Annotated in this window: 20 protein-coding genes and 1 tRNA gene; 12 read left to right on the top strand and 9 right to left on the bottom strand. The window is 69.8% G+C overall.

What is annotated here, in order from left to right; all coding sequences use genetic code 11:
- The first annotated feature begins 34 nt into the window (after positions 1–34).
- The 4 genes from NKG98_RS02200 to NKG98_RS02185 all read left to right on the top strand — a co-directional run bounded on the left by NKG98_RS02200 (position 35) and on the right by NKG98_RS02185 (position 4,560).
- Positions 35–598 carry an acyltransferase gene (locus tag NKG98_RS02200; RefSeq protein WP_254768110.1) on the top strand — a complete coding sequence of 188 codons (564 nt, stop codon included), beginning with the start codon at positions 35–37 and terminating at the stop codon, positions 596–598.
- A gap of 58 nt (positions 599–656) precedes the next feature.
- Positions 657–1,796, top strand: a complete 1,140-nt coding sequence (locus tag NKG98_RS02195; RefSeq protein WP_254768109.1) for a bactofilin family protein — start codon at positions 657–659, stop codon at positions 1,794–1,796.
- A gap of 1 nt (position 1,797) precedes the next feature.
- Positions 1,798–3,279, top strand: a complete 1,482-nt coding sequence (locus NKG98_RS02190) for a serine hydrolase domain-containing protein (RefSeq protein WP_254768108.1) — start codon at positions 1,798–1,800, stop codon at positions 3,277–3,279.
- A gap of 504 nt (positions 3,280–3,783) precedes the next feature.
- Entirely contained in the window at positions 3,784–4,560 is a 777-nt protein-coding gene (locus NKG98_RS02185) for an MBL fold metallo-hydrolase (RefSeq protein ID WP_254768107.1), read from the top strand.
- A gap of 102 nt (positions 4,561–4,662) precedes the next feature.
- Here NKG98_RS02185 and NKG98_RS02180 read toward each other — a convergent pair whose 3' ends face one another.
- Positions 4,663–5,832, bottom strand: a complete 1,170-nt coding sequence (locus NKG98_RS02180; RefSeq protein WP_254768106.1) for an NAD(P)/FAD-dependent oxidoreductase — start codon at positions 5,830–5,832, stop codon at positions 4,663–4,665.
- A gap of 157 nt (positions 5,833–5,989) precedes the next feature.
- Between NKG98_RS02180 and NKG98_RS02175 the strand changes: the two genes are divergently transcribed.
- Both NKG98_RS02175 and NKG98_RS02170 read left to right on the top strand, forming a co-directional pair.
- A complete protein-coding gene (locus NKG98_RS02175) occupies positions 5,990–6,670 on the top strand; it encodes a metal-dependent transcriptional regulator (RefSeq protein WP_254768105.1) in 681 nt (226 codons plus the stop codon).
- A 133-nt stretch (positions 6,671–6,803) separates the two neighbouring features.
- Positions 6,804–7,337 (top strand): Rrf2 family transcriptional regulator, encoded by a 534-nt coding sequence (locus tag NKG98_RS02170; protein WP_254768104.1) that lies wholly within the window; start codon positions 6,804–6,806, stop codon positions 7,335–7,337.
- A 70-nt stretch (positions 7,338–7,407) separates the two neighbouring features.
- Here the strand turns inward: NKG98_RS02170 and gyrA are convergent, their stop codons facing one another.
- Positions 7,408–9,870 carry a DNA gyrase subunit A gene (gyrA, locus tag NKG98_RS02165; RefSeq protein WP_254768103.1) on the bottom strand — a complete coding sequence of 821 codons (2,463 nt, stop codon included), beginning with the start codon at positions 9,868–9,870 and terminating at the stop codon, positions 7,408–7,410.
- Position 9,871: 1 nt separating this feature from the next.
- Entirely contained in the window at positions 9,872–11,800 is a 1,929-nt protein-coding gene (gene gyrB / locus NKG98_RS02160) for a DNA topoisomerase (ATP-hydrolyzing) subunit B (protein WP_254768102.1), read from the bottom strand.
- A 170-nt stretch (positions 11,801–11,970) separates the two neighbouring features.
- Between gyrB and NKG98_RS02155 the strand changes: the two genes are divergently transcribed.
- A complete protein-coding gene (locus tag NKG98_RS02155) occupies positions 11,971–14,436 on the top strand; it encodes a DNA topoisomerase VI subunit B (protein ID WP_254768101.1) in 2,466 nt (821 codons plus the stop codon).
- Positions 14,433–15,524, top strand: coding sequence for a DNA topoisomerase IV subunit A (locus tag NKG98_RS02150; RefSeq protein ID WP_254768100.1), 1,092 nt, complete (start codon positions 14,433–14,435; stop codon positions 15,522–15,524). The genes NKG98_RS02155 and NKG98_RS02150 overlap by 4 nt, the downstream gene beginning before the upstream one ends.
- Positions 15,525–15,552: 28 nt before the next feature.
- Here NKG98_RS02150 and NKG98_RS02145 read toward each other — a convergent pair whose 3' ends face one another.
- Both NKG98_RS02145 and NKG98_RS02140 read right to left on the bottom strand, forming a co-directional pair.
- Positions 15,553–16,254: an MBL fold metallo-hydrolase gene (locus NKG98_RS02145; protein ID WP_254768099.1), complete on the bottom strand. Its 702-nt coding sequence runs from the start codon at positions 16,252–16,254 to the stop codon at positions 15,553–15,555.
- Between the two features lie 45 nt (positions 16,255–16,299).
- Positions 16,300–17,037 (bottom strand): fumarylacetoacetate hydrolase family protein, encoded by a 738-nt coding sequence (locus tag NKG98_RS02140; RefSeq protein ID WP_254768098.1) that lies wholly within the window; start codon positions 17,035–17,037, stop codon positions 16,300–16,302.
- A gap of 186 nt (positions 17,038–17,223) precedes the next feature.
- Between NKG98_RS02140 and NKG98_RS02135 the strand changes: the two genes are divergently transcribed.
- A tRNA-Glu gene (locus NKG98_RS02135) sits at positions 17,224–17,298 on the top strand.
- 168 nt (positions 17,299–17,466) lie between these two features.
- Here the strand turns inward: NKG98_RS02135 and NKG98_RS02130 are convergent.
- Together NKG98_RS02130 and NKG98_RS02125 are read right to left on the bottom strand one after the other, a co-directional pair.
- Positions 17,467–18,105, bottom strand: coding sequence for a class I SAM-dependent methyltransferase (locus NKG98_RS02130; RefSeq protein WP_254768097.1), 639 nt, complete (start codon positions 18,103–18,105; stop codon positions 17,467–17,469).
- 198 nt (positions 18,106–18,303) lie between these two features.
- Entirely contained in the window at positions 18,304–18,588 is a 285-nt protein-coding gene (locus tag NKG98_RS02125; RefSeq protein ID WP_254768096.1) for a hypothetical protein, read from the bottom strand.
- 136 nt (positions 18,589–18,724) lie between these two features.
- Here NKG98_RS02125 and NKG98_RS02120 point away from each other — a divergent pair, with 136 nt between their 5' ends.
- Both NKG98_RS02120 and NKG98_RS02115 read left to right on the top strand, forming a co-directional pair.
- A complete protein-coding gene (locus tag NKG98_RS02120; protein WP_254768095.1) occupies positions 18,725–19,315 on the top strand; it encodes a DUF7998 family protein in 591 nt (196 codons plus the stop codon).
- A gap of 1 nt (position 19,316) precedes the next feature.
- Entirely contained in the window at positions 19,317–20,504 is a 1,188-nt protein-coding gene (locus NKG98_RS02115) for a hypothetical protein (protein ID WP_254768094.1), read from the top strand.
- Positions 20,505–20,514: 10 nt separating this feature from the next.
- On the opposite strand, the gene NKG98_RS02110 is transcribed toward NKG98_RS02115, so the two are convergent.
- A complete protein-coding gene (locus NKG98_RS02110) occupies positions 20,515–21,285 on the bottom strand; it encodes a hypothetical protein (protein WP_254768093.1) in 771 nt (256 codons plus the stop codon).
- Positions 21,286–21,353: 68 nt separating this feature from the next.
- Positions 21,354–22,715: a cbb3-type cytochrome c oxidase subunit I gene (locus NKG98_RS02105; protein WP_254768092.1), complete on the bottom strand. Its 1,362-nt coding sequence runs from the start codon at positions 22,713–22,715 to the stop codon at positions 21,354–21,356.
- Between the two features lie 95 nt (positions 22,716–22,810).
- Between NKG98_RS02105 and NKG98_RS02100 the strand changes: the two genes are divergently transcribed.
- Positions 22,811–23,203 (top strand): MoaD/ThiS family protein, encoded by a 393-nt coding sequence (locus NKG98_RS02100; protein WP_254768091.1) that lies wholly within the window; start codon positions 22,811–22,813, stop codon positions 23,201–23,203.
- Positions 23,204–23,220: the final 17 nt, after the last annotated feature.

Raw genomic sequence — 23,220 nt, 5'->3', positions numbered from 1 at the left:
GGTTTCTTGTAGACCGCCGCCCAACCGCCCTGCAGTGACCGACGACGCCGACTCCCGACACGACCGCGTGACCGCCCACCCGACCCCGGGACGGGGCAACTCGCTGGCCCACTGGACGAGCGCGCGGCACCCGCTGCGGGTGGCGATCAACTACGTCGTCGTCTGGCTCGTGCGCATCTCGCCGAGCCTGCGGCTCAAACGCTGGCTCATGCGCCGGCTCGGGATGACGGTCGGCGAGGGCGTCTCGTGGGGGCTCGAGGCGACCCCGGACGTCTTCTGGCCGGACCTGATCACGGTCCGCGACCACGCCATCGTCGGCTACGACGCGACGATCCTCTGTCACGAGTTCCTCCAGGACGAGTACCGAACCGGCGAGGTCGTGATCGGCGAGCGGGCGATGATCGGCGCCGGGGCGATACTCCTCCCGGGCGTCGAGGTCGGCGAGGGGGCGAGCGTCGCGGCGAACTCGCTCGTCACCCGCGACGTCCCGCCGGGCGAGACCGTCGCCGGCGTCCCGGCGCGGCCGATGGGAACGCGCGTCGAGCGCGACGCGGTGGGGCTCGACGGCGGGGAGACCGACCCGGCGAGCGACCGCTGATTCCCGCCGTTCGAGAACCGGCCGGCGTAGATTTCTGAAACCTGCGCGAACTTTCAGTATGAGTTTCACGGACATCGAGACGGGACGGCGAGCGGTCGTGCTCGTCGTCGTCGCAGTGCTGTTGCTCTCCGCCGGGACCGGCGTCGTCGCCGCGGGGCCGATCCAGAGCGGGTTCGGGACGGTCGTCGTGGAGGAGGGGGAGACGTCCGACGGCATCGAGGGCGTCGCGGGATCGATCGTCGTCCGCGGCACGGTTTCGGGCGACGTCGCGGGGGTCGCCGGTACCGTCCACGTCGCCGAGGGCGGCACCGTCGACGGGGCGGTCGAGGTCGCCGCGGGGAGCGTCCGCGTCGACGGGACGGTGACCGGCGACGTCAGCGCCGGCGCCGGCCACGTCGAGGTGGGCGAGACCGCCCGGATCGGCGGCGACCTCGCGGTCGGCGCGGGCTACCTCTCCGTCGACGGGGCGGTCGACGGCGACGTCCGCGCCGGCGCCGAGACGATCGTTCTGGGGCCGAACGCGGACGTCGCCGGCGAGTTCCGCTACGACGCGGGCGAGTTCACCGAGGACCCCGCGGCGAGCGTCGGCGGCGGCGTCGTCCACGACGCGAGCCTCGGCGGGAACGGCGTCGGCACCGTCGAGGTCTTTACGGTCCCCCCGTGGCTGGTGACCGGCTACGAACTCGTCGCCAGCCTCCTGCTCGGCGCGGTCCTGCTCGCGGTCTTCCCCTCGTTCTCGTCCGGCGTCGCGTCCCGCGTGGCCGACGATCCGGTCACGTCCGGCGGCGTCGGCGTCCTGACGCTGATCGGCGTCCCGGTCGCGCTGGTGTTGGTGGCGCTTACGGTCGTCGGCATCCCGCTGACCGTCCTCGGCGCGTTCGGCTTCGCGCTCGCGGTCTGGGTCGCGGTCGTCTACGGCCAGTACGCCGTCGGCGCGTGGGCGCTGGGGCTGGCCGACCGGGAGAACCGGTGGCTCGCGCTCGCGGTCGGCCTCGTCGGGTTCGCCGTCCTCGGGGCCGTCCCCTTCCTCGGCGGCCTCCTCGAGTTCGTCGCGTTCCTGCTCGGCCTCGGGGCGCTCGCGCTCGGCCTCCGCGACGCGTTCCGGGAGCGCCGCGGCCGGACGTCCAGCGGTCGACAGGCGACTCTCGACGAGGTCCCGGGCGACGTCGCCGCCGGCGGCCCGGGGGAGGGGTCCTGACGTGGGACCGGCCGCGACCCGCCGCGGCTACCTCGCGGCGGCCGGCGCCGGGCTGACGGGCGCGCTCGCCGGGCGTCTCGACCTCGGACCCGGCGGTGAGGGCGATGGCGACTCGCTGCCCGACTACCTCGACGAGTACGTCCCGGAGTTGCTCGACCGCTACGACGTCCCCGGGGCGAGCGTCGCCCTCGTCGAGGGCGGCGACCCGACGTGGGCCGGCGCGTACGGCGAGGCCGACCCCGCGGCGGGGCGGGCGATGACCGTCGACACGCCCTGCCGGGTACAGTCGATCACGAAGTCGGTCACCGCGTGGGGCGTGCTGAAACTGGTCGAGCGCGGCGAGGTCGCCCTCGACGATCCGGTCGGGCGCCACGTGACGGGCTGGGAACTCCCGGACGCCGAGTTCCCGTGGGAGGGGGTGACCGTGCGACGGTTGCTCAATCACAGCGCCGGGCTGCCGGCGGGGGGCTACGAGAAGGTCCCGCCGGACGAGGAGCCCCCCTCGCTCCGGGAGGCCCTCTCCGGCGAGGCGGGTGCGCCGGCCGCGCGGCCGACCGACGAACCCGGGTCGTTTCGCTACGCGAACCCCGGGTACGGGCTGCTCGAACTGCTGATCGAGGACGTCACGGGCCGCGACTTCGCGGCGTACATGCGCGAGGCGATCCTCGAACCGCTCGGGATGGACGGGGCCACGTTCGTCTGGGACGACCGGATCGAGGCGGAACTGGCCGCCGAGCACCTCGTCGACGGGACGCCGGTGCCCCAGTACCGCGAACCCGTCAGGGCGCAGGGGATGCTGTACGCGACCGCCGCGGACGTCGCCCGCTTCGTCGCCGCCGGGACGGAGGGGACCGACGGCGAACCGCCGGGCCGGGGCGTGCTCGAACCGGAGAGCGTCGCCGAAATACACGACCCGGCCGTCGAGACGACGGGCTTCTACGAACTGGCGACCGACGGCGCCGGCCTGGGTCACTTCGCGGAGACCCTCTCGAACGGTGAACTGGCGGTGATGAACGGCGGCCAGGGCACCGGCTCGTGGAGCTGGTTCCACGCCGTCCCCGCGACGGGCGACGGCATCGTGATCCTCACCAACAGCGAGCGGAGCGTCCAGCTCATCGCCGACGTGGTCCGCGCGTGGGCGGACCGGCGCGGGCTGCCCTCGCCCGCCATCGCCAGCGCGGTGCGGTGGATCCGGCTGCCGGTCTGGATCCTCGGGGGCGTCGCCGTCGGCCTCGCCGCGCGACTCGGCTACGGCCGGTTCAGCCGCACGCGCTCGTTCGACCCGCTGTCGGAGCGCGACCGGCCCGCCCGCGCGCTCCTCGGCGGCCTCGCCGTCGCGACGCTCGGCCTGTGGTGGGGGCTCGGCCGGGAGACCGTGGCCTACTTTCTGCCGGTGTTCGCCGACTGGCTGGGGGTCGCGCTGTCGGCCGTGGCGGTGCTGCTGGCGCTGACGGCGCTGTACCCGCGAACTGGTCGGCGGTGAGCGACGCGTTCCGCCGACGGTTATCCCGAGACCTCTGTGGTAGTCGGTCAACGGCGGTACGCCTGACCGGTGAAACGCCTCGCCAGCAGGACCAGTGTCCCGCCGAGGACGGTCAGCGGCCACCTGAGCGGATCTCGTCGCGTTGGGACGCCCGTCTCGAACGGCGGGCCGTGGAGGGCAATCGTGACCAGCGATTCTCGCCCAGTGGGAAATTTAGCGCCATGGTTTGTGGCGCGTGGACGGACGCTCCGACATGGGTCGTTCGTCTCGACCATCCGTCACCTGCACGGTGGAGAGCGAGGCGTCGGCCGGCGGCTCGGGTTCGGGAGAATCGCCGGTGACGTGTCGGACGCCGACGCCGGCCCGGAGGCGCGAGGGCCGTAGCGCGAACCCGGGCGCCTTCCGATGCCGATACCCCGCGCTGACCGGTGCCGGGCTAACCGGCTCGCTCGCCCTGCTGGCGGTGCTGACCGTGCTGTTCCCGCGTACAGGGGGTGACGAACAGTGACTGACGACGCGACGCAGGGGGAGCGGTGGATCACGCTATCCCCGGGATCGACCAACTGTTACCTGCTCGACGCCGACGAGGGATACCTGTTGATCGATACCGGGTACGAGTGGGAGTACCGGAGCTTCGTAGAGCAACTCGCGGACGTCGGCGTCGACGTCGCGGAGATCGAGTACCTGCTCTTGACCCACCACCACGACGACCACGTCGGCTTCGCGAACGAACTGCTCGACGGCGTGACCGTGATCGCTCACGAAGCCGCCGACGAACTGCTCCGGGCCGGCGAGAACGACAGGTCCGGCGGCGGGCTGTTGAACAGGCGGGTCTACTACCTCGCGAAACTCCGATCGTGGCTCGTCCCCGAGTGGGACCTGACCTTTCCGCCGGTGGCGCTTCGCGACGACGATCTGCTGGTCGACGGCGACGACGATCGGCTGTTGGGCGAACTGGGAATCGACGGGACGATCCTTCACACGCCGGGACACACCCCCGACTCGATCTCCGTCCTGCTCGACGACGGTACGCTCTTCTGTGGCGACGCGGCGATGAGCAGGCCGCTCTGGGCGGGAATCAAGTACCACACGATCTTCATCGCCGACGTCGACCGGTACTACGAGAGCTGGCGGAAGATCCTCGACAGCAGTGCCGAGACGGTCTATCCGGCCCACGGAGACCCGTTCGACGTCGACCGACTGCGGGAAAATCTGGGCGCGTACAGCGACGAGGCGTTGATCGAGACGGACCCGATCACGTCGCAGGCGGACTTCGGCTGATCGACGTGATCGGCGACGGGCGACGAGTCGACGGCCCGACGAATCGGCGGGTCGCCCCGGGGAAGCGGCGGTCGCCGCGTCCGCGGCAGCGACTTCCCGGCGCTACAGCGACGGCCAGGCCTTGCGCGCGCGGTTCCAGGAGGTGAGGTCGGCGATCCAGCGGGCGGCGATGAGCTTCTTCAGGTTCTTCGCGGGGAAGCCGCCGAAGGTGGTGACGGGGAGGGAGACGCCGAGGGCGGGCTTGACGCCGTGGGCGACGGCCTCCTCGCCGACGGAGACGACGGTCCCCTTGTCCTCGTGTTCCCACGTGACCAGGGGCCGGTTCTGGATGGCCCGCGAGATGTTCTCGCCGGCGACCTCGGCGGCCTGCCAGGCGGCCTGGGCGGTCGGCGGCGCGGGCTGGTCGCCCTGGTCGACGATCGCCGAGTCGCCGATGGCGAAGACGCGTTCGTCGGAGGTCTGGAAGTTCGCCTCCGCCTCGACGCGGTTGTGCTGCTTGTCGAGGTCGGCGGAGTCGAGCGCGTCGCGGCCGGTGATGCCGCCGGTCCAGACGAGCACGTCGTACTCGAGGGGGTCGCCCTCGTCGAAGTGGATGACGCCCTCCTCGGCCTCGGTGATCGGGTCGTCGGTGTGGATCGTGACGCCCGCGTCTTCGAGGAGGTCGCGCAGCGCGGCCTGAATCTCGGGGTCGTTGCCGGGGAAGATCTCTTCGAGGGCCTCGACGAGGTGGATCTCGATGGGCGCGCGGTGTGCGTCGCGGAACTCGGCGACCTCGCCGGCGGTCTGGATGCCCGAGAGGCCGGCGCCGCCGACGACGACCTGGGCGGGTTCGCCGCGGGTGGCGTCGCGGCTCGCCGCCTCGATCGCCTCGTGGATCTCGAGGGCGTCGTCGAGACTCTTGAGCGTCAGGGAGTACTCTTCGAGGCCGGGGATGCCGTAGTAGGCGGTCTGGCTGCCGAGCGCGACGAGGACGTAGTCGTACTCGACGTCCTCGCCGTCTTCGAGTTCGACGACCCGCTCGTCGACGTCGAGGTCGACGACGCGGTCCTGGATGAAGCGGGTCGCCGGGTCGGCGATGTCGTGGACCGGGATGGTGATGTCGGACCGGACGGCGGGGTCACGGATCACGCGGTGGGCTTCGTGGAGGACGAGGTGGTAGTCGGTATCGGAGATCCAGGTCAGCCGCGCGGTGCCATCCAGTTCCGACTGGAGCTTCGTGACCGCCCCGGCGCCGGCGTATCCGGCGCCCAGGACGACGACGTTCTCGGTCATACGGCACTGTCAGAATCACTCCGATACAAAGGTGTTGAAACCCCGATCGGCGTGTGCACAGTTGTCACGGGCAGGTTCGAGGGGGCGAGCGGGCCGATTTCCGGCGGGTTCGGGACGACGCAACACTTAGGGTTAGACGTCTCTAAATCCCGACGAAATGATGCTGAGCGACGTGATGGAAGACTACCTGAAGGCGATCTATCAGCTCCAGCGGGGCCGCGACGAACGGATCGGAACCTCCGAGATCGCCGCCGAACTCGACGTCACGTCGCCGACCGTCACCAGCATGCTCGACAAACTCGAGGAGCGGGGGCTGGTCGACCGCGAGAAGTACCGCGGCGCGACGCTGACCGACGAGGGCGAGACCGTCGCCCTCGAAGTGATCCGCCACCACCGTCTGCTGGAGGCGTACCTCACCGAACACCTCGACTACGACTGGGCGGAGGTCCACGAGGAGGCCGACCGCCTCGAACATCACATCAGCGAGGACTTCGAGGCCCGGGTCGCCGCCGCCCTCGGGGACCCGGAGGTCGACCCCCACGGCTCGCCGATCCCCGGCGCCGACCTCGAACCGCCGGCGGCCCCCGCCGGCGAGTCGATCGTCGAGTTCGACGAGGGCGACGTCGTGATCGTCGAGGAGGTCGCCGACCGCGACCCCGAGATCCTCTCGTACCTCGCCGACCACGGCGTCGAACCCGGCGTCGAACTCGAAATCCTCGAGGTCGCCCCCTTCGGGATGGTGACCGCTCGTGCGAGCGGCCACGACGACCCCGTCTCGCTCCCGGAGGGGGTCGCCCGCCACGTCCGCGTCGCCGCCCCCGCAGAGATCGAACACTGACCGGCCGCCGGGAAAGACAACTACTTACTACTCCCGGAGTAACCGTCAAATTCGAAGGGATCGCCCGTTCGATACATCCCATTTAAGGAAATCGACCATCCCATTTAAGGAAATCAACTACGAAGGATTCCCCATGTCATCGATCGAACTCACTCCAAGTCAGAAGAAAATTTTGCGCGCATTGACGAATCTCCACTCCGACTCCGAGGACGCGATCAAAGGCGAGGACATCGCCGAACAGGTCGACCGGAACCCGGGGACGATTCGAAACCAGATGCAGAGCCTGAAGGCGCTCCAGTTGGTCGAGGGCGTCCCCGGCCCCAAGGGCGGCTACAAGCCGACCGCGGCCGCCTACGAGGCCCTCGAAATCCAGCAGATGGACGACCCGGCCGCCGTCCCCCTCGAACACGAGGGCGAATCAGTAGAGGGCGTCATCGTCGAGGAGATCGACCTCTCGAGCGTCCACCACCCCGAACTCTGCCGGGCGGAGGTACACATTCAGGGCCCGACGAACGACATCCACGAGGGCGACTCCGTCACCGTCGGCCCGACGCCGCTGTCGAAACTCGTCATCGAGGGCACCCTCGACGGCAAGGACGACACGAACAACATCCTCATTCTGCGGATCGACGCGATGATCGCACCGGCCGAGGAGCCGGAACACTGAGTTTCCGTCTCGTCTCTCGACTCCCGTCTCGATTCGCGTCGCGAACGAAACGCGCCGACCCGGAGCGTCTCTACGCGTCGTCCGACGTGTCGGGGACGACGTCGACGCTGGCGACCGCGTCGCCCGACTCGACGTCCATCAGCGTCACGCCCATCGTGTTCCGGCCGACCGTCGAGATTTCGCCGGCGCGCGTGCGCATGATCTGCCCGCGTTCGCTCATCACGACGAGGTGATCGTCCTCGGTGACGGCCTTCACGGCCGTCACGGGGCCGTTTCGCTCGTTCGTCTTGATGTCGATCAGGCCCTTGCCGTACCGCGACTGCGTGCGGTACTCCGAGAGGAGCGTCCGTTTGGCGTAGCCGTTGTGGGTGACCGTCAGCAGCGCGCGGTCGTCGCCCTCGTCGGTCGCGACGAGGCCGGCGACGGCGTCGTCGCCTTCGAGTTTGATGCCGTTGACGCCGCGGGCGTTGCGCCCCATCGGACGCACCTCGCTTTCGTCGAAGCGGATCGTCATCCCCTGTTCGGTCGCGATCACGAGGTCTCTGGTCCCGTCGGTGACCTCGACGTCGACGAGTTCGTCGCCGTCCTCGAGCGAGGCGGCGATGATCCCCGTCGAGAGGATGTTCTCGAACTCCTCGCCCGCCGTCCGCTTGACGTAGCCGTTGCGGGTGACCATCGTCACGTACTCGTCGCCGTCCAGGGCGTCCGTGTCGACGATGGCCGTGATGTCCTCGCCCGGGTCCAGATCGAGGATGTTGACCGCGGACTTCCCGCGGGCGGTCCGGCCCATCTCGGGGATCTCGTAGGCCTTCAGCCGGTAGACCTGTCCGTGGTTCGTGAAACAGAGCAGGTAGTCGTGGGTGTTCGCCCTGAAGGCCGTCGCGACGCGGTCGTCCTCCTTGACGTCGGCGCCGATGATCCCCTTGCCGCCGCGGCCCTGCGCCTCGAACTGGGCGAGGGGCATCCGCTTGACGTAGTCGTCCTCGGTCGTGACGACGACGACGTCCTCCTCGGGGATGAGGTCCTCGTGGGTGACCGTCCCCTCGTCCTCGACGATCGAGGTGCGGCGTTCGTCGCCGTACTCCTCCTTGAGGTCGAGCAGTTCCTCCTTGATGACCCCGAGCAGTTCCTCCTCGCTGCCGAGGATCCGTTCGAGGCGCTCGATCTCCGCCTGGACGTCCTCGTACTCGGACTCGATCTCGGCGGCCTCCATCGAGGTGAGGCTACCGAGTTGCATCCGGACGATGTGGTTCGCCTGCGCCTCCGAGAAGTCGAACGCCTCGCGCAGGCGCGTCTTCGCGGCGTCGCGGTCCTCGGAGTCGCGGATGAGGTCGACCACGTCCTCGACGTTCTCCAGGGCCTTCAGCCGCCCGTCGAGGATGTGGGCACGGTCTTCGGCCTCGGCGAGGTCGTACTCGCTGCGCCGGCGGATCACCTCGCGGCGGTGGGCGACGTACTCCTCTAGGGTCTCCTTTAAGCTGAGCACCCGCGGCTGGCCGTCGACCAGCGCGAGGTTGATGACGCCGAACGTCCGCTCCAGGTGGTGTTCGAGCAGTTGGTTCTTGACGACCTCGGTGTTGGCGCCGCGCTTGAGTTCGACGACGACGCGGACGCCGTCGCGGTCGGACTCGTCGCGCAGGTCCGAGATGCCCTCGATCTTGCCCTCGTTTACGTCGTCGGCGATGCGCTCGACGAGGCGGGCCTTGTTCGTCTGGTAGGGGAGTTCGGTGACGACGATACGCTCGCGGTCGTTGTCGTACTCCTCGACCTCGAACTCGGCACGCACGCGGAGCCGTCCCCGGCCGGTCGCGTACGCCGAGTAGATGGCGTCCCGGCCGACGATGTTGGCGCCGGTCGGGAAGTCCGGCCCCTTCACGTGCTCCATCAGGTCCTCGACGGTACAGTCGGGGTTCTCGATGACCTCGACGGTGGCGTCGACGATCTCGCCGAGGTTGTGCGGCGGGATGTTCGTCGACATCCCGACGGCGATGCCCGAGGAGCCGTTGACCAGCAGGTTCGGGAACGCCGCGGGGAGCACCCCGGGCTCCTGGAGGCGGTCGTCGTAGTTCGACTGGAAGTCGACCGTGTCCTTCTCGATGTCCTCGAGCAGTTCCTCGGCGATGGCGGCCATCCGGGCCTCCGTGTACCGCATGGCCGCCGGCGGGTCGCCGTCCATCGAGCCGAAGTTCCCCTGACCGTCGACCAGCGGATAGCGCATCGAGAACTCCTGGGCCATCCGGACGAGCGTGTCGTAGATGGCCTGGTCGCCGTGGGGGTGGTAGTCGCCCATCGTCTCGCCGACGATCGAGGACGACTTGCGGTGGCTGCTCCCGCTCGTGACGCCCATCTCGCCCATCGCGTAGAGGATGCGGCGGTGGACGGGCTTTAGCCCGTCCCGGACGTCCGGGAGGGCCCGACCCGCGATGACGCTCATCGCGTAGTCGATGTAGCTCTGCTCCATCTCGTCCTCGATGCGGACGTGCTCTACTCTGGCCGCGTCGACGTCCGTCGGTTCGGGTACGTCTGAACTCATGCTAGATATCCACCCACTCCGCCTCGGGGGCGTGTTCCTTGATGAACTGCTTTCGCGGCTCCACCGCGTCGCCCATCAGGACGGAGAACATCTTGTCCGCGGCGGCCGCGTCCTCGACCGTGATCTGCTTTAGAATGCGGTTTTCCGGGTCCATGGTCGTACTCCAGAGCTGTTCGGGGTTCATCTCGCCGAGACCCTTGAACCGCTGGACCTGCGAGGGGTTGCCGTTGCACTTCTCTTCGACGATCTCGTCGCGCTCGGCGTCGGTCATCGCGTCGTAGGTCTCCCCGCGGTAACGGATGCGGTACAGCGGCGGCTTGGTCGCGTAGACGTAGCCGCCCTCGAGCAGCGGGCGCATGTGCCGGTAGAAGAACGTCAACAGCAGGGTGCGGATGTGCGCGCCGTCGACGTCGGCGTCGGTCGCCATGATGATCTTCTTGTACCGGGCCTCCTCGACGTCGAACTCGTCGCCGACGCCCGCGCCGATGGCGGTGATCATGTTCCGGATCTGGTCGTTCTCGAGGATGCGATCCAGCCGGTGTTTCTCGACGTTCAGCACCTTCCCGCGGATGGGCAAGACCGCCTGGAACCCGGGGTTGCGCGCCTGCTTTGCGCTGCCGCCCGCGGAGTCGCCCTCGACGATGAACAGTTCGGCCTCGTCGGGGTCGCGGGTCTGGCAGTCGGCGAGTTTCCCCGGCAGGGAGGTCGAGTCCAGCGCCGACTTCCGGCGGGTGAGTTCCTCGGCTTTCTTTGCGGCCTTGCGGGCCTTCGCGGCCTCGACGGCCTTCATCACGATGGCCTGGGCGGTGTCGGGGTGTTCCTCGAAGTAGGTGCCAAGCCCCTCGTGCATCGCGCTCTCGACGATGCCCCGTACCTCGCTGTTGCCGAGTTTGGTCTTCGTCTGGCCCTCGAACTGCGGGTCCGGGTGTTTGACCGAGATCACCGCGGTGAGTCCCTCGCGGATGTCCTCGCCGCGGAGGTTCTCGTCGAGGTCGGACAGCAGGTCGTTCTCGTTGGCGTAGTCGTTGACGACGCGGGTCAGCGCCGTCTTGAACCCCGTCAGGTGGGTGCCGCCCTCGCGCGTGTTGATGTTGTTCGCGAAGGCGTGGATCGAGCCCTGTAGCTCCTCGGTGGCCTGCATGGCGACCTCGATCTGGACGTTCTGCTCTTCGTCCTCGAAGTAGATGACGTCCGGGTGCAGCGACGAGCGCGTCTCGTTCAGGTACTCGACGAACTCGCGGATGCCGCCGTCGTACTCGTAGGTCTCCTCGGCGGGGTCGCCGTCCTCGCGGTCGCGCTCGTCGCGCAGCGTGATCCGGACGCCCGAGTTGAGGAACGCGAGTTCGCGCAGTCGGTTCGAGAGCGTCGAGGAGGAGAACTCGCCGGTCTCGAAGATCTCCTCGTCCGGCCAGAACCGCTGGTAGGTCCCGGTCTCCTCGTCGGGGCGCATATCGCGGACGCGCTCCATCTCGCCGACGGGTTCCCCCCGCTCGAAGGCGTGGCGGTAGACGCCGCCGTCGCGGGTCACCTCGATCTCGAACCGCTGGGAGAGGGCGTTGACGACGCTCACGCCGACGCCGTGGAGGCCGCCGGAGACCTGATAGGACTTGTTGTCGAACTTGCCCCCGGCGTGGAGAACGGTGAGGATGACCTCGAGCGCCGGACGGTCGTACTCGGCGTGGGTGTCGACCGGGATGCCGCGGCCGTCGTCGGCGACGCTCACCGACCCGTCGTCGTGGATGGTGACGGTGATCTCGTCGCAGTAGTCGGCCAGCGCCTCGTCGATCGAGTTGTCCACCACCTCGTAGACGAGGTGATGGAGCCCTCGAGCGTCTGTAGAGCCGATGTACATCGCCGGACGCTTTCGGACCGCCTCCAGGCCTTCCAGGACCTGGATCTGTCCGGCGCCGTACTCGCTTTCCTGGGACATGAGAAACCTGTTTCCGGGTAGTGGACGATCCTTTATAAAACTCACGTACGCGCTCGCGCGCGAGGGCGGGGCGCGGGCGGCCCGCGAGACCACACGACGTGGGCGCGGGGGGAATACTTTCACCACGGTAGCGGGAATGTTTTAAGGACACCACCGCTACCGTGTCCGTGATGACGTCGTTTCAGTCGACGCTCGGCGAGGAGTCGGGGATCGCCGAAGAGCTGGCCGAAAACCAGCGATCGATCTCCATCGCCGAGTTCTTCGAGAAGAACAAGCACATGCTCGGCTTCGACAGCGGAGCCCGAGGGTTAGTCACGGCCGTCAAGGAGGCCGTCGACAACGCCCTGGACGCCGCCGAGGAGGCCGGCATTCTCCCGGATATCTACGTCGAGATCAGAGAGGACGGCGACTACTACCGGCTGATCGTCGAGGACAACGGTCCCGGGCTCACGAAGGAGTCGCTACCGAAAGTCTTCGGGAAACTGCTCTACGGCTCGCGCTTTCACCGGCGCGAACAGTCCCGCGGCCAGCAGGGGATCGGTATCTCCGCCGCGGTCCTCTACTCTCAGCTCACGAGCGGCAAGCCCGCGAAGATCACCAGCCGCACACAGGGGTCGAGCGAGGCCCAGTACTTCGAGCTGATCGTCGACACCGACGAGAACGAACCCGAGATCAGCGTCGACGAGACGACCTCGTGGGACAGGCCCCACGGGACGCGCATCGAACTCGAGATGGAGGCGAACATGCGCGCCCGCGGACAGCTCCACGACTACATCAAGCACACGGCGGTCGTCAACCCACACGCCCGGCTCGAACTGCGCGAGCCGAACGCCCACTTCAAGTTCGAGCGCGCGACCGACCAGCTCCCCGAGGAGACCGAGGAGATCCGCCCACACCCCCACGGCGTCGAACTCGGCACCGTGATGAAGATGCTCACGGCGACCGACTCCCACTCCGTCTCGGGGTTCCTTCAGGAGGAGTTCACTCGCGTGGGCACGAAGACCGCGGCGTCGATCATCGACGCCTTCCGCGACCGCCACTACGGCCGCGAGATGACCTGGCGGCCCCCGACGGCGGCCGAGTCCGCCGACGTCGCCGCCGCCGTCGAGGACGCCACGGCGAACAAGGGCCCGGAGGCGACCGCCGCCTTCGCCGACGCGGTCGCCGACGCGGTCGCCGACCGCGACCGGATCGCCCACCACGAACTGCGGGCGGTCGTCGCCGACGCCGCCGAAGCGGCCGAAGCCGACCACGGGACGACCTTCGGCGACACCGTCCGCGAGAACGCTCTCGAGGCCGCCTGGAACGAGATCGCCGGCCCCGGCGAACCGGAGGCCGACGCCGACGGAGACGCGGAGGCCGACGCCGACGACGAGTCGCGGCTCGTCGCCGACCTCTACGACCTTGCCGACGACGCGACGAGCACCCGCAAGGACGACGAGGTGGTCCACGCCTTCGCCGTCCGACTGGCGGGCAAGTTCGCCGACGAGGAGGACCACCGGCACCGCCTCACCCGCGACCGCCTGCGCTCGCACGTCGACCGCGCGGCCGAGTTGACCGAGGAGTACGACGAGGTCGCCTTCGGCGAGACGGCCCGCGAGAACGTCACCGACGCCGTCTGGGACGTCATGGTGACGGTGCCGGACGACCCGCCGCTGGTGCGCGAACTCGCCGACTCCCGGGACGCCGCGAGCGACCTCGTCGACGCGATGCGCACGACCGACATCATCGCGCCGCCGACGCGGTGTCTCTCGCCCATCTCGGCGGACCTGATCGAGGCGGGGCTGAAAAAGGAGTTCGACGCCGACTTCTACGCGGCGGCGAGCCGCGACGCCGAGGTCTCCGGCGGCGACCCGTTCGTCGTCGAGGCCGGCATCGCCTACGGCGGCGACCTCGAGGCCGAGGGGAGCGTCGACGTGCTCCGGTTTGCCAACCGCGTCCCGCTGGTCTACCAGCGCGGCGCGTGCGCGACCACCGACGTCGTCAAGACCATCGGCTGGCGCAACTACGGCCTCGACCAGCCCGGCGGCTCCGGCCTGCCGAACGGTGCCGCCGTGGTGATGATCCACGTCGCCTCGACGAACGTGCCCTTCACGAGCGAGTCGAAAGACGCCATCGCGAACGTCCCCGAGATCGAAGACGAGATCGAACTCGCGATCCGCGAGGCCGCCCGCGACCTCAAGAGCTACCTCAACAAGCGCCGCTCGATGCAAAAGCGCCGGAAGAAACAGAACGTCCTCGGGAAGATCCTCCCGGAGATGGCCGAGAAGGTCGCGCAGGTGATCGACCGGCCGGAGCCGGACATCGACGACGCCGTCGCCCGCATCATGAACAACGTCCTCGTCGAACGACACGTCGAGGAGAACGGCGACGGCTCCGCGGTCCGGGTCGTCGTCGAGAACAACTCGGGCACGAACGAGAGCCTCGAGGTCACCGACATCGTCAGCGCCGAGCCGTCGAGCCTCTCGGACGGCGCGACCGTCGTCGAGATGGACGGCGAGTGGTTCGTCAAGTGGGAGCCCGACGTTAGCAGCGGCGACGAGGCCGTCCTCGAGTACGAGGTGGCCGCGGACGCATCGTTCGACCTCGACGTGAAAGGGGTCGAAAGCGAGAAACTCACGGTGACCGAACAATGAGCGCAGACGACAGCCAGCAGGCCAGAGAACAGTTGATCGACCTCGCCGCCCAGTTTTACGACCAGTTCGAACTGGGCGAGATCCCCTCGATGGAGGTGCCGACGCGGACCAAGAGCAACATCGTCTTCGACGAGGAGAAAGGCGTGTGGGTCTACGGCGACCGCACCTCGACGCGCTCGGCGAACTCCGTCCGGGGGGCACGAAAGCTCCTCAAGGCGGTCTACACCATCGAGTTCCTCGCGACCCAGCTCGAAGAGGACCGCTCGTCGACCCTGCGTGAACTCTACTACCTCTCCGAGAGCTGGGACAACGAGGAGGCCCAGTTCAACAACCAGGACGAGTCGAACGGTCTCATCGAGGACTTGGAGATCGTCTCGGGGGTCACCCGCGAGGACTTCCACATGCGACCCGAGGAGTCGGGGGCGACGGTCATGGGACCGCTGTACCTGCGCGAGCAGACCCGCCGGGGCGAACGCGAGATCCACTGCCAAGAGGACGTCGGCGAGGGCGGCTACCAGATCCCGAACAACCCCGATACGATCGAGTTCCTCGACTGCGACGCCGAGTTCGTCCTCTGTGTCGAGACCGGCGGGATGCGCGACCGGCTGGTCGAGAACGGCTTCGACGAGGAGTACGACGCGCTGATCGTCCACCTCAAGGGCCAGCCCGCCCGCGCGACCCGACGGATCACCCGCCGGCTCCACGACGAACTCGACCTGCCCGTGACGGTCTTCACCGACGGCGACCCGTGGTCGTACCGCATCTACGGCTCGGTCACCTACGGTTCGATCAAGTCCGCCCACCTCTCGGAGTACCTCGCGACGCCCGAGGCGCAGTTCGTCGGCATCCAGCCCGCCGACATCGTCGAGTACGACCTGCCGACCGACCCGCTCAGCGACTCGGACGTCAACGCCCTGGAGAGCGAACTCGAGGACCCGCGCTTCCAGACCGACTACTGGGAGGAACAGATCGAACTCCAACTCGACATCGAGAAGAAGGCCGAACAGCAGGCCCTCGCCTCGCGCGGGCTCGACTTCGTCACGGAGACGTACCTACCCGAGCGCCTGACCGAGATGGGCGTGTTCTGAGGGGGTCTCCCGACGACCGTCGGCGGGCTCAGGGCTCGTCGAGGACCACCGGGACGCCGCGGTTCGCGACGTCGACGACGAACGCGTCGGCGTCGGTTTCAAGCGCCGGGAACGTGTCGTAGTGGATCGGCAGGACGAGACCGGGGGCCATCCGGCCGGCGAGGGCGGCCGCGTCGCGGCGATCCATCGTGAAGCTACCGCCGATCGGCGGCAGGAAGAGGTCGACGTCGAGTCCCTCGTGGACGGGGAGGGCGTCGGTGTCGCCGGGCCAGAACGCGCAGACGCCGTCGATTATCACGCCGTAGCCACAGCCCTCGCCTTCGGGGTGGTACGGCGTCCCGTCCTCGCGGGTGTACGGCCCGTCGGGCTCGTTGTACGCGGGCGTCGTGAACAGGTCCAGCGGCCCGAGGACGAACGACTCGTCCTCGCGGACGCGCTCGACCTCGAAGGGGAGGTCCGCCGGCTGTTCGTCCACGCGGTCGATGTCGGCGGCGTCGACGGCCTCGTGGACGAGCACGAGCGCGTCGTCGTGGGCCACCCGCCGGATCCCCTCGGGATCGTAGTGGTCGTCGTGGGTGACGAGCACCAGATCGCCGTCGCGGGCGTCGTAGCCGTCGAGCACGCCGTACCTCCCGGGGTCGGTGTAGACGACGGCCCCGGTCTCCCCTTCGAGGCGGACGGTCGCGTACCCGAGCCAGTCGACGGCGACGGCGCCGAAGCGGACGGTCATACCGTTCCGTTCGGTCAGGCGGCCGAAAAGCGTTCCCGTCCCGGACTAGGGAACCCGTACCGAGTGTTCGAGGGTTCCCACCCCCTCGACGTCGATCTCGACCGTGTCGCCGTCGGCCAGCGGGCCGACCCCCTCGGGGGTGCCGGTGGCGATCACGTCGCCCGGTTCGAGGGTGAGGTAGGTCGTGATCTCGGCGATCAGCTCCGGGACGGAGAAGATGAGCCGGTCGCGCGAACCGTCCTGTTTCACCTCGCCGTCGACCCGCGAGCGGACGGTGGCGTCGGCAGGTACCTCGTCGGGGGTGGCGAGGACGGGGCCCATCGGTGCCGCGCCGTCGAAGGCCTTCCCGCGGACCCAGTTTTGCTCCTCGCGCTGGTCGTCGCGGTTCGAGAGGTCGTTCACGCAGGTAAAGCCCGCGACGACGTCCATCGCGTCGCTCTCGGGGACGTGACGGCACTGCTCGCCGATCACGACGCCCAGTTCGGCCTCGTAGTCGACGCGGGCCTTCCCGGCGGGGGCGGTGACGGTGTCGCCGTGGGCGGCGACCGTGTTCGGCGGCTTGAGGAACAACAGCGGCCGGTCGGGGACGTCGGAGTCCATCTCGGCGGCGTGGTCGGCGTAGTTGCGGCCGACGCAGACGAGCTTCGACGGCTCGCACGGCGGCAGGACGTCGATCGCGTCGTCGTCGAGCGCGTAGCTCTCGGTGCCGAAGTGGACGTGACCGCTCTCGAGTTCGCCTCGCCGGACGGCTCCGGCCGGGTCGCGGAATCGGACGTAGCGCATGCCCGGTCGGTCGCACTCGGGGACGAAAAGCGTTGAGGCGGCGAGCCCGCCGACGGAGTGCGTGACGAGATGGCATCCTCGGCGCGGAACGGAACGCTTTTTACTAGGCCAGAGCAAGCAGGAGATGCGAGCTCCGTTGTCCTACGGAGCGCGGCGACGTAGGGCTCGGGGCGGAACGAAGTGAACGCTCCGTTGGTGTAGTCCGGCCAATCATTTCGGCCTTTCGAGCCGATGACCTGGGTTCAAATCCCAGACGGAGCACTTTTCGAGCGAACGTAGCAACGCGGAGTGACGCGAAGCAAAGCGCGCACGGATGGGATTCGAATCAGACCAGTCGCGCGCAGCGTAGCGAGCACGTCTGGCCGTGGTTCAAATCCCAGACGGAGCATTCTCCGACGAACAACCTCGTGAGTCGCACGTCTCGTTCCGTCACCCGTCGAGTCGCGCCGAGAAGAACGTCCACGGCTCGTCGTCGGCGTCGTCTTCGTCTTCACCCAGCTCCTCGGGGACGCCCCACTCGTCGACGATTTCGAATCCGGCGTCTCGCAACTGCTCTCGCGTCGTTTCGGCGCCGGCGATGTTCCACGTCATCGTCACGCCGCTGTCGAGCCAGTCCGTGTTCTCGCCGACCCACTCGGTCGTCCCCTCGCAGAGGAGCAGCCGACCGCCCGGACGCAGGACGCGTGCGAACTCGTCGACGACCGTCGGGTGGTCGTCCATCGGGACGTGGATCAGCGACCAGTACGCGACCACGGCGTCGAACGCGCCGGTCGCGAACGGCAGCGTCGTCATGTCCCCCCGGACGAGGGACGCGCCGGGGACGTTCCCCGCCGCCAGCCGTAGCTGTTCCCGCGAGAAGTCGACGCCGACGGCGTCGGTCGAGTCGCGCAGTCGGCCGAGGATCGGCGTCCCCTGCCCGCAACCGGCGTCCAGCACGCGGGCCGACGACGGGAGGGACTCGAGGAACGTCTCGAGACGCTCCGTGCCGGTGCCGTCTTCGCTCCGCTGTGCGGCGTAGACCTCCGCGAGTTCGTCGTAGGCCCGACGAACGTCGTCTCGCTCGACCATCGACCGGAACGGTCGCGGGCCACCGGTAAGTGCTTTCACCCGGTTGGCTACCCCGTCTCACTCCCCGGATACGATCGTCGCACGACTACCGCCGGTCGTCGCCCGGACCTGCCGGTGTGGCTGTCGGCGTCGAGCGGCGAGAAGACGGGGGGAGAGGCGATCCGGCGCGTCGACGGCCGGGTCGGTCGCCCGGTGCGCTCACCGGGACCGGTCCCGCTCGTCGCGGGACTGCCCGGCGACCGACTCGCCCGGAGTCGTTCGGCCGGCCCGGACCGTCGCGATGGCGGCCGGGGCGAGCGACGACGTGATCGAACGGGCCAACTCGGCGACGGCCTCGCGCTGGTCGTCAGTCAGGTCACCACGGGAGGCGAGACGGTTCAGCGCCCGCTCGACGTGTCGTTGTTCGATCTCGTCGACGTCGCCGTAGGCGTTCGGTGACGGCGCCCGCCGATCGCCGGTAGTGTCGGATCGTTCGACCGCCATCGGCCGACGGTTGGAACGATGCCCACCAGAACGTATCGGCGAACGTGTTCGGCCGCACCCGCGCGACTCCCCGCCCACGGACGGGAACACGTTCGGGGGTACATATTGGGGGCCGGAGCGAGTAGTCACGGCCGACATGAACCCGTTCTCGAGAGCGGCCTCCGACGGAGACGACGGGAGCTTCGACGACTGGGCCGAGTTCGTCCCGGCGAGCGTCCCCGAGCCCGGTCCGTTCCTCGACGGCCACGACGTCCTCGCGGGCGAGGACCACGTCGCGTTCCACGAGGTGACCCGCGAGGTGTTCGAGGAGCGTGGCGTCTACGACGCGACGTTCGGCTACAACCTCGCGCGGCTCAACCTCGACCGGCGCCACCCCGACGCCGGCTACCGCTACGCCGTCGACGCCGACGACCCCGCCGTCCTGCGCGCGGAGTTCACGCCGACGACGCCGTTCTGCCCGCAGGCGGCCGCCCTCGCGAAGGGGTCGTTCCGCGCGTGGAACGGCCTCGCCGACCGCCACGGGTACGACCTCGTCCGGGTGCGCGTCCACCCCAGCCACCACCGCGCCGCGGCCGTCGAGTCCGACCTCGCCGACCTCGAGGCGGAGGCACTCGAGTCGGGCCTCGACGACGCGGCTCTCGACTCGCTGACCCCCGATCCGACGGCCGGCGTCGCCGCCGCGAACGAGGGCGACGACTCGACCGACGGCGAGGGCTCCCCCTTCTAGGATGGCGACGGCGACGGTCAGCCGGGGCTCGCGCGCGTTCGTCGCCACCGGGGTCGCCTTCCTCGTCGCCTGGCAGGCCGCCGTCGTCGCGGGGCTCGGCCGGTCCGCGGCGCTGGCGCTCGGACTCTACGGCTTCGTCTTCCACGTCGTCTTCGGGAAGGCCTACGCGCTCGTCCCCTCGTACTTCGCCCGCGAACTCGCGTTCCCCCGGGCGCCGTTCGTCCACCTCCCGCTGGCCGCCGCCGGCGCGGCCTGCCGCTTCGCCGGCGAGGCGGGGCTCGCGTCCCCGACGGTCGCGTTCGCCGGCGCCGTCCTCTGGCTCGCCGGCGCGCTCGTCTTCGTCGGCGCGCTCGGCTGGACCGTCCGGGACAACCTCTCTGGCCGGGAGACCGGGACCGGCGCGGTCGACGAGCACCGCCTGACCGTCGACCGCGTCGCGAACGCGGCCGTTCCGGTCGTCCTCGCGTACCTCCTCGCCGGCGCCGCGCTGCCCGTACTCGACGGAGTCGGCCTCGCGCCCGCCGTCCTCCCCGCGAACGGCCCGCCGGCCTCCCACCTGCTCGCCGCGGGCGCGGGCGCCTTGCTCCTGTTCGCCGTCGGCTTCCGCCTGCTCCCGCGGTTTCTCGTCGCCGACCCGCGACCCGCGCTCGTCTACGCCGTCCTCCCCGCGGGGGCCGCGGCGCCCGCGCTGCTGGCGGGTGACTTCCTCGGCGGCCTCCCCTTCCGGCTCGGCGCCGCCCTCCAGGCGAGCGCCGTCGTCGGCTTCGCCGCCGCGTACGCCGACCTCTACCGGCGCAGCGAGCGCCGCCGCGTCGGCTTCCCGGCGGTTCTGGCGGCCGTGGGCTTTGGCGTCGTTGCGGTCGCGCTCGGCCTGTGGTTCGCGTTCGTCGGCGTCGACGCGGCCGCGCTCGACGCCCACTACCGCCTCGCCGTCGGGGGCTTCCTCGCGCTCTCGATCGTCGGCGTCTCCTACCAGTTCTACCCGCCGTCGGTCGCCACGCGCCGCGGCGTCGACGACCGGACCGCGGCCGCCTCCGTCGGGCTGTTCGCGTCGGGCATCGCCCTCGAAGCCGGCGGCCTGCTCGTCGACGCCCCCGCGGCGGCGGCGCTCGGCCGCTGGCTCGCGCTCGCCGGCGCCGCCGTCTACGCGGCGATTCTCGCGGTCCTGTTCGTCGAGCGGCCGGTGTGAGCCAGCCGGCTCACCGCCCGCTCTCCCGCTCGCGCCGGACGTCCCGCCACCGCCGGCCGTAGAGCCGCGGCGGGGCGTCGACCGCCGCGCCCCGGACGGTCGCCGGAACCGTCGAAAACGCCGCGGAACTGCTCGCCGGGAGCGGTCCGGGACTCCGGAGCGAGACCGCCGTCGGGTTCCGCGAGCGCCGCCGGCTCCGGTTCGCGTCGTACGCCGATTCGAGGGTGACGTGTGCGTCGACGGCCGCGGCGCGGGCCGCCCCGACCCGCTTTCGCGCCTGCTGTTGCACCGCGGCGTTCCGACTCGCGGTCCGGTTCTCGGCGGCGAACTCGTCGAGGTCGCGGGCGACGTCCGAGTCGGCCGACCCGGACGCGCCGTCGACGTCGACCACGTCGGCCAGTTCCACGTCGAGGCGCCGCTTTGCCCTCGCGAACTCGACGAGGTCGACGGCGTTCCAGAGTTCGCGCAGTTCGACCGCCTGCAGGATGGGTCGGACGTCCAGCGCGCGATCCGGATCGCGCGCCGCGATCGCGGCCGGAATCGCGGCCGCGTCGACCGCCTCCGGGATCGTCCGCGGGTCGACGACGTCCGGCGCCGCCGCGAGGTCGACCGTCCCGAGGAGGGCGGCAGCGGCCTCGACGACCTCCCAGAACTCCGTCGCCGTCTCCGATAAGTCCCGCTCGGACGCGCCGCCCTCGATCGCGGCCGTCAGCCGGTCCACACCGGCCCGAATCCCTCTCGACACCTCCTCCAGTTCGCTCCCGGTGGCAGCGTGGCTCATGATGCGTGATCTACGGTCTTACGCCGGACGCGGGCAAAAGCCTGCCGCGTGCGGCGTCGGGTCCGCCGTCAGCGCTCGGCGGCGTCGACGCCCTCGACGGCGCCGTCCTCGTCCGTCCCGAGGTCGCCCGCGAGGACGCCCGCCAGACCGGGACCGTGGCGGTGGATCGTCAGCAGGAGGTTGGCGACGAACAGGGCGAAGCCGACCGTCGCGAGGAGGCCGGCCGCGGCGCGGACGGTCGCCGCGAGCGAGAGCAGTTCGCCGGCGACGAGGCCGGCGGCGCCGACGAGGGTCGCGGCGAAGTCCGCGCGTTCGAGGCGGTCGTCGTAGAGGTCGTCGATCATCGGCACCTTCTCGAGGCCGATCCGGTCGCTGTAGCGCTCGATCCAGATGATAAAGGGGACGATGTGGTAGAGGCTGCCGACGACGACGAACGCGAGGACGCCGAACAGCAACAGGTTCCGCCCCTCGGGATGGCCGAACAGCGTCGCGTAACTCGCCGGGTCGTCCCACCACGCGGGCGCGGCCAGTCCCGCCCACGCGATCAGGGAGGCGACGACGACCCAGTAGCGCCGCGTCATCGGGCTGGGGTCGACCGTGGCGCGCGCGAGCAGTCGCGCGATCACGACGGCGAAGGCGACCACGCCGACGAGCAGCGCGAGGCCGCCGACGCGCGCCGCCGCCTCCCAGCCCGTCCCGCGGCCGACGACCAGCACCGCGAGGCCGCCGACCACGAGGGCCTCCTCGCCGAGCAGGAGCGCGTCGTCGACCGGTTCGAGGGTCGCCTGCGTGAACATCTTCGCGAGCTGGCCGAGCGCGCCGATCACCGTCAGCAGGACCGCGCCGTAGAGCGCGAGGGTCGCGTGGACGAGGATCGCCTCGCTTCGGGCGATCGAGAGCGGTTCGAAGACCGGCGTCGTGAAGTCGACCGCGAGGCCGAGGCCGAACGTCGCGACGAGCGCGAAGCAGACGAGCGCGAGCGCGAAGTGGCGCTCGATCGTATCGAACGGCCGAGCCCGCAGCAGCGTCCGGCCGACGTTGTAGACGAACGTCAGGATCCCGACGGCGAGCACCGCGGCGAACGCGGGCAGGAGTTCGAACGCCCCCGCGAGCAGGCCCGCGAGGAAGCCGACGAGCCCCGCGACGGCGAGCCAGAGCTGGGCGACCGCGAGCCGTCTGGAGTGGATCGTCACGCCGGACCAGACGGGGACGAACTGCGTCATCGCGCCCATGATCGTCAGCGCGATCCAGCCGACCAGCAGCGCGTGGCGGTGGGCGAGCGGCGCCAGCCCCGGCCCCCTCGCGACCGCGAGGGCGGCCCCGCCTCCGACGCCGACGACGAGAAACGCCAGCGCGACGACGAAGTGGCGCAGCGGGATCGCCATCGGCGGCTGCTGATCGGTCCGCAACCCCCCGGGAATCGCGTTCATACCCGGGCTTCGGCCGCGGGTCCCCTCGCGTTGGCGACGAACATGTTCGGAAGACAGCTCTCCCCGCGCCGGGACGTAGACGGGCGTAGCCGACCATGGCAACCGACGCTCAGGAGGCGCGAGCCGACACCACGACGGTCGACGTCCGCTGTACGGGCCACGTCCGAACCGCCATCGGGGAGCACGACATCGAGTTCACCTTCGAGGGGTCCAGCCTGCGGGAGTTCCTCGAAGCGTTCTTCGAGGAGCACCCCGTCGAGGACCTGCTGATCGCCGAGACGGAGGCCGACGCGACGGCCCGCGGCTGGGCGCCCGTCCCCGACGACCTCCCCGGCACGTGGCGCAAGAACCCCGAGGGCGAGCAGACCCGGCCGTACGCCCGCGTCACGATCAACGGCCGGTTCAACGAGCACCTCGACGGGTTCGAGACGGAACTCTCGGAGGGCGACCGCGTGGGGCTGCTCTACCCGTTTATCTTCTGTTGTTGAGGCCGTCGCGGCCGCGG

Origin of the sequence: Salinilacihabitans rarus (assembly GCF_024296665.1) — an archaeon.
Lineage (GTDB): Archaea > Halobacteriota > Halobacteria > Halobacteriales > Natrialbaceae > Salinilacihabitans > Salinilacihabitans rarus.
The sequence above is the reverse complement of the archived record's forward strand: the minus strand, read 5'-3'. Positions and strand labels throughout refer to the sequence as shown.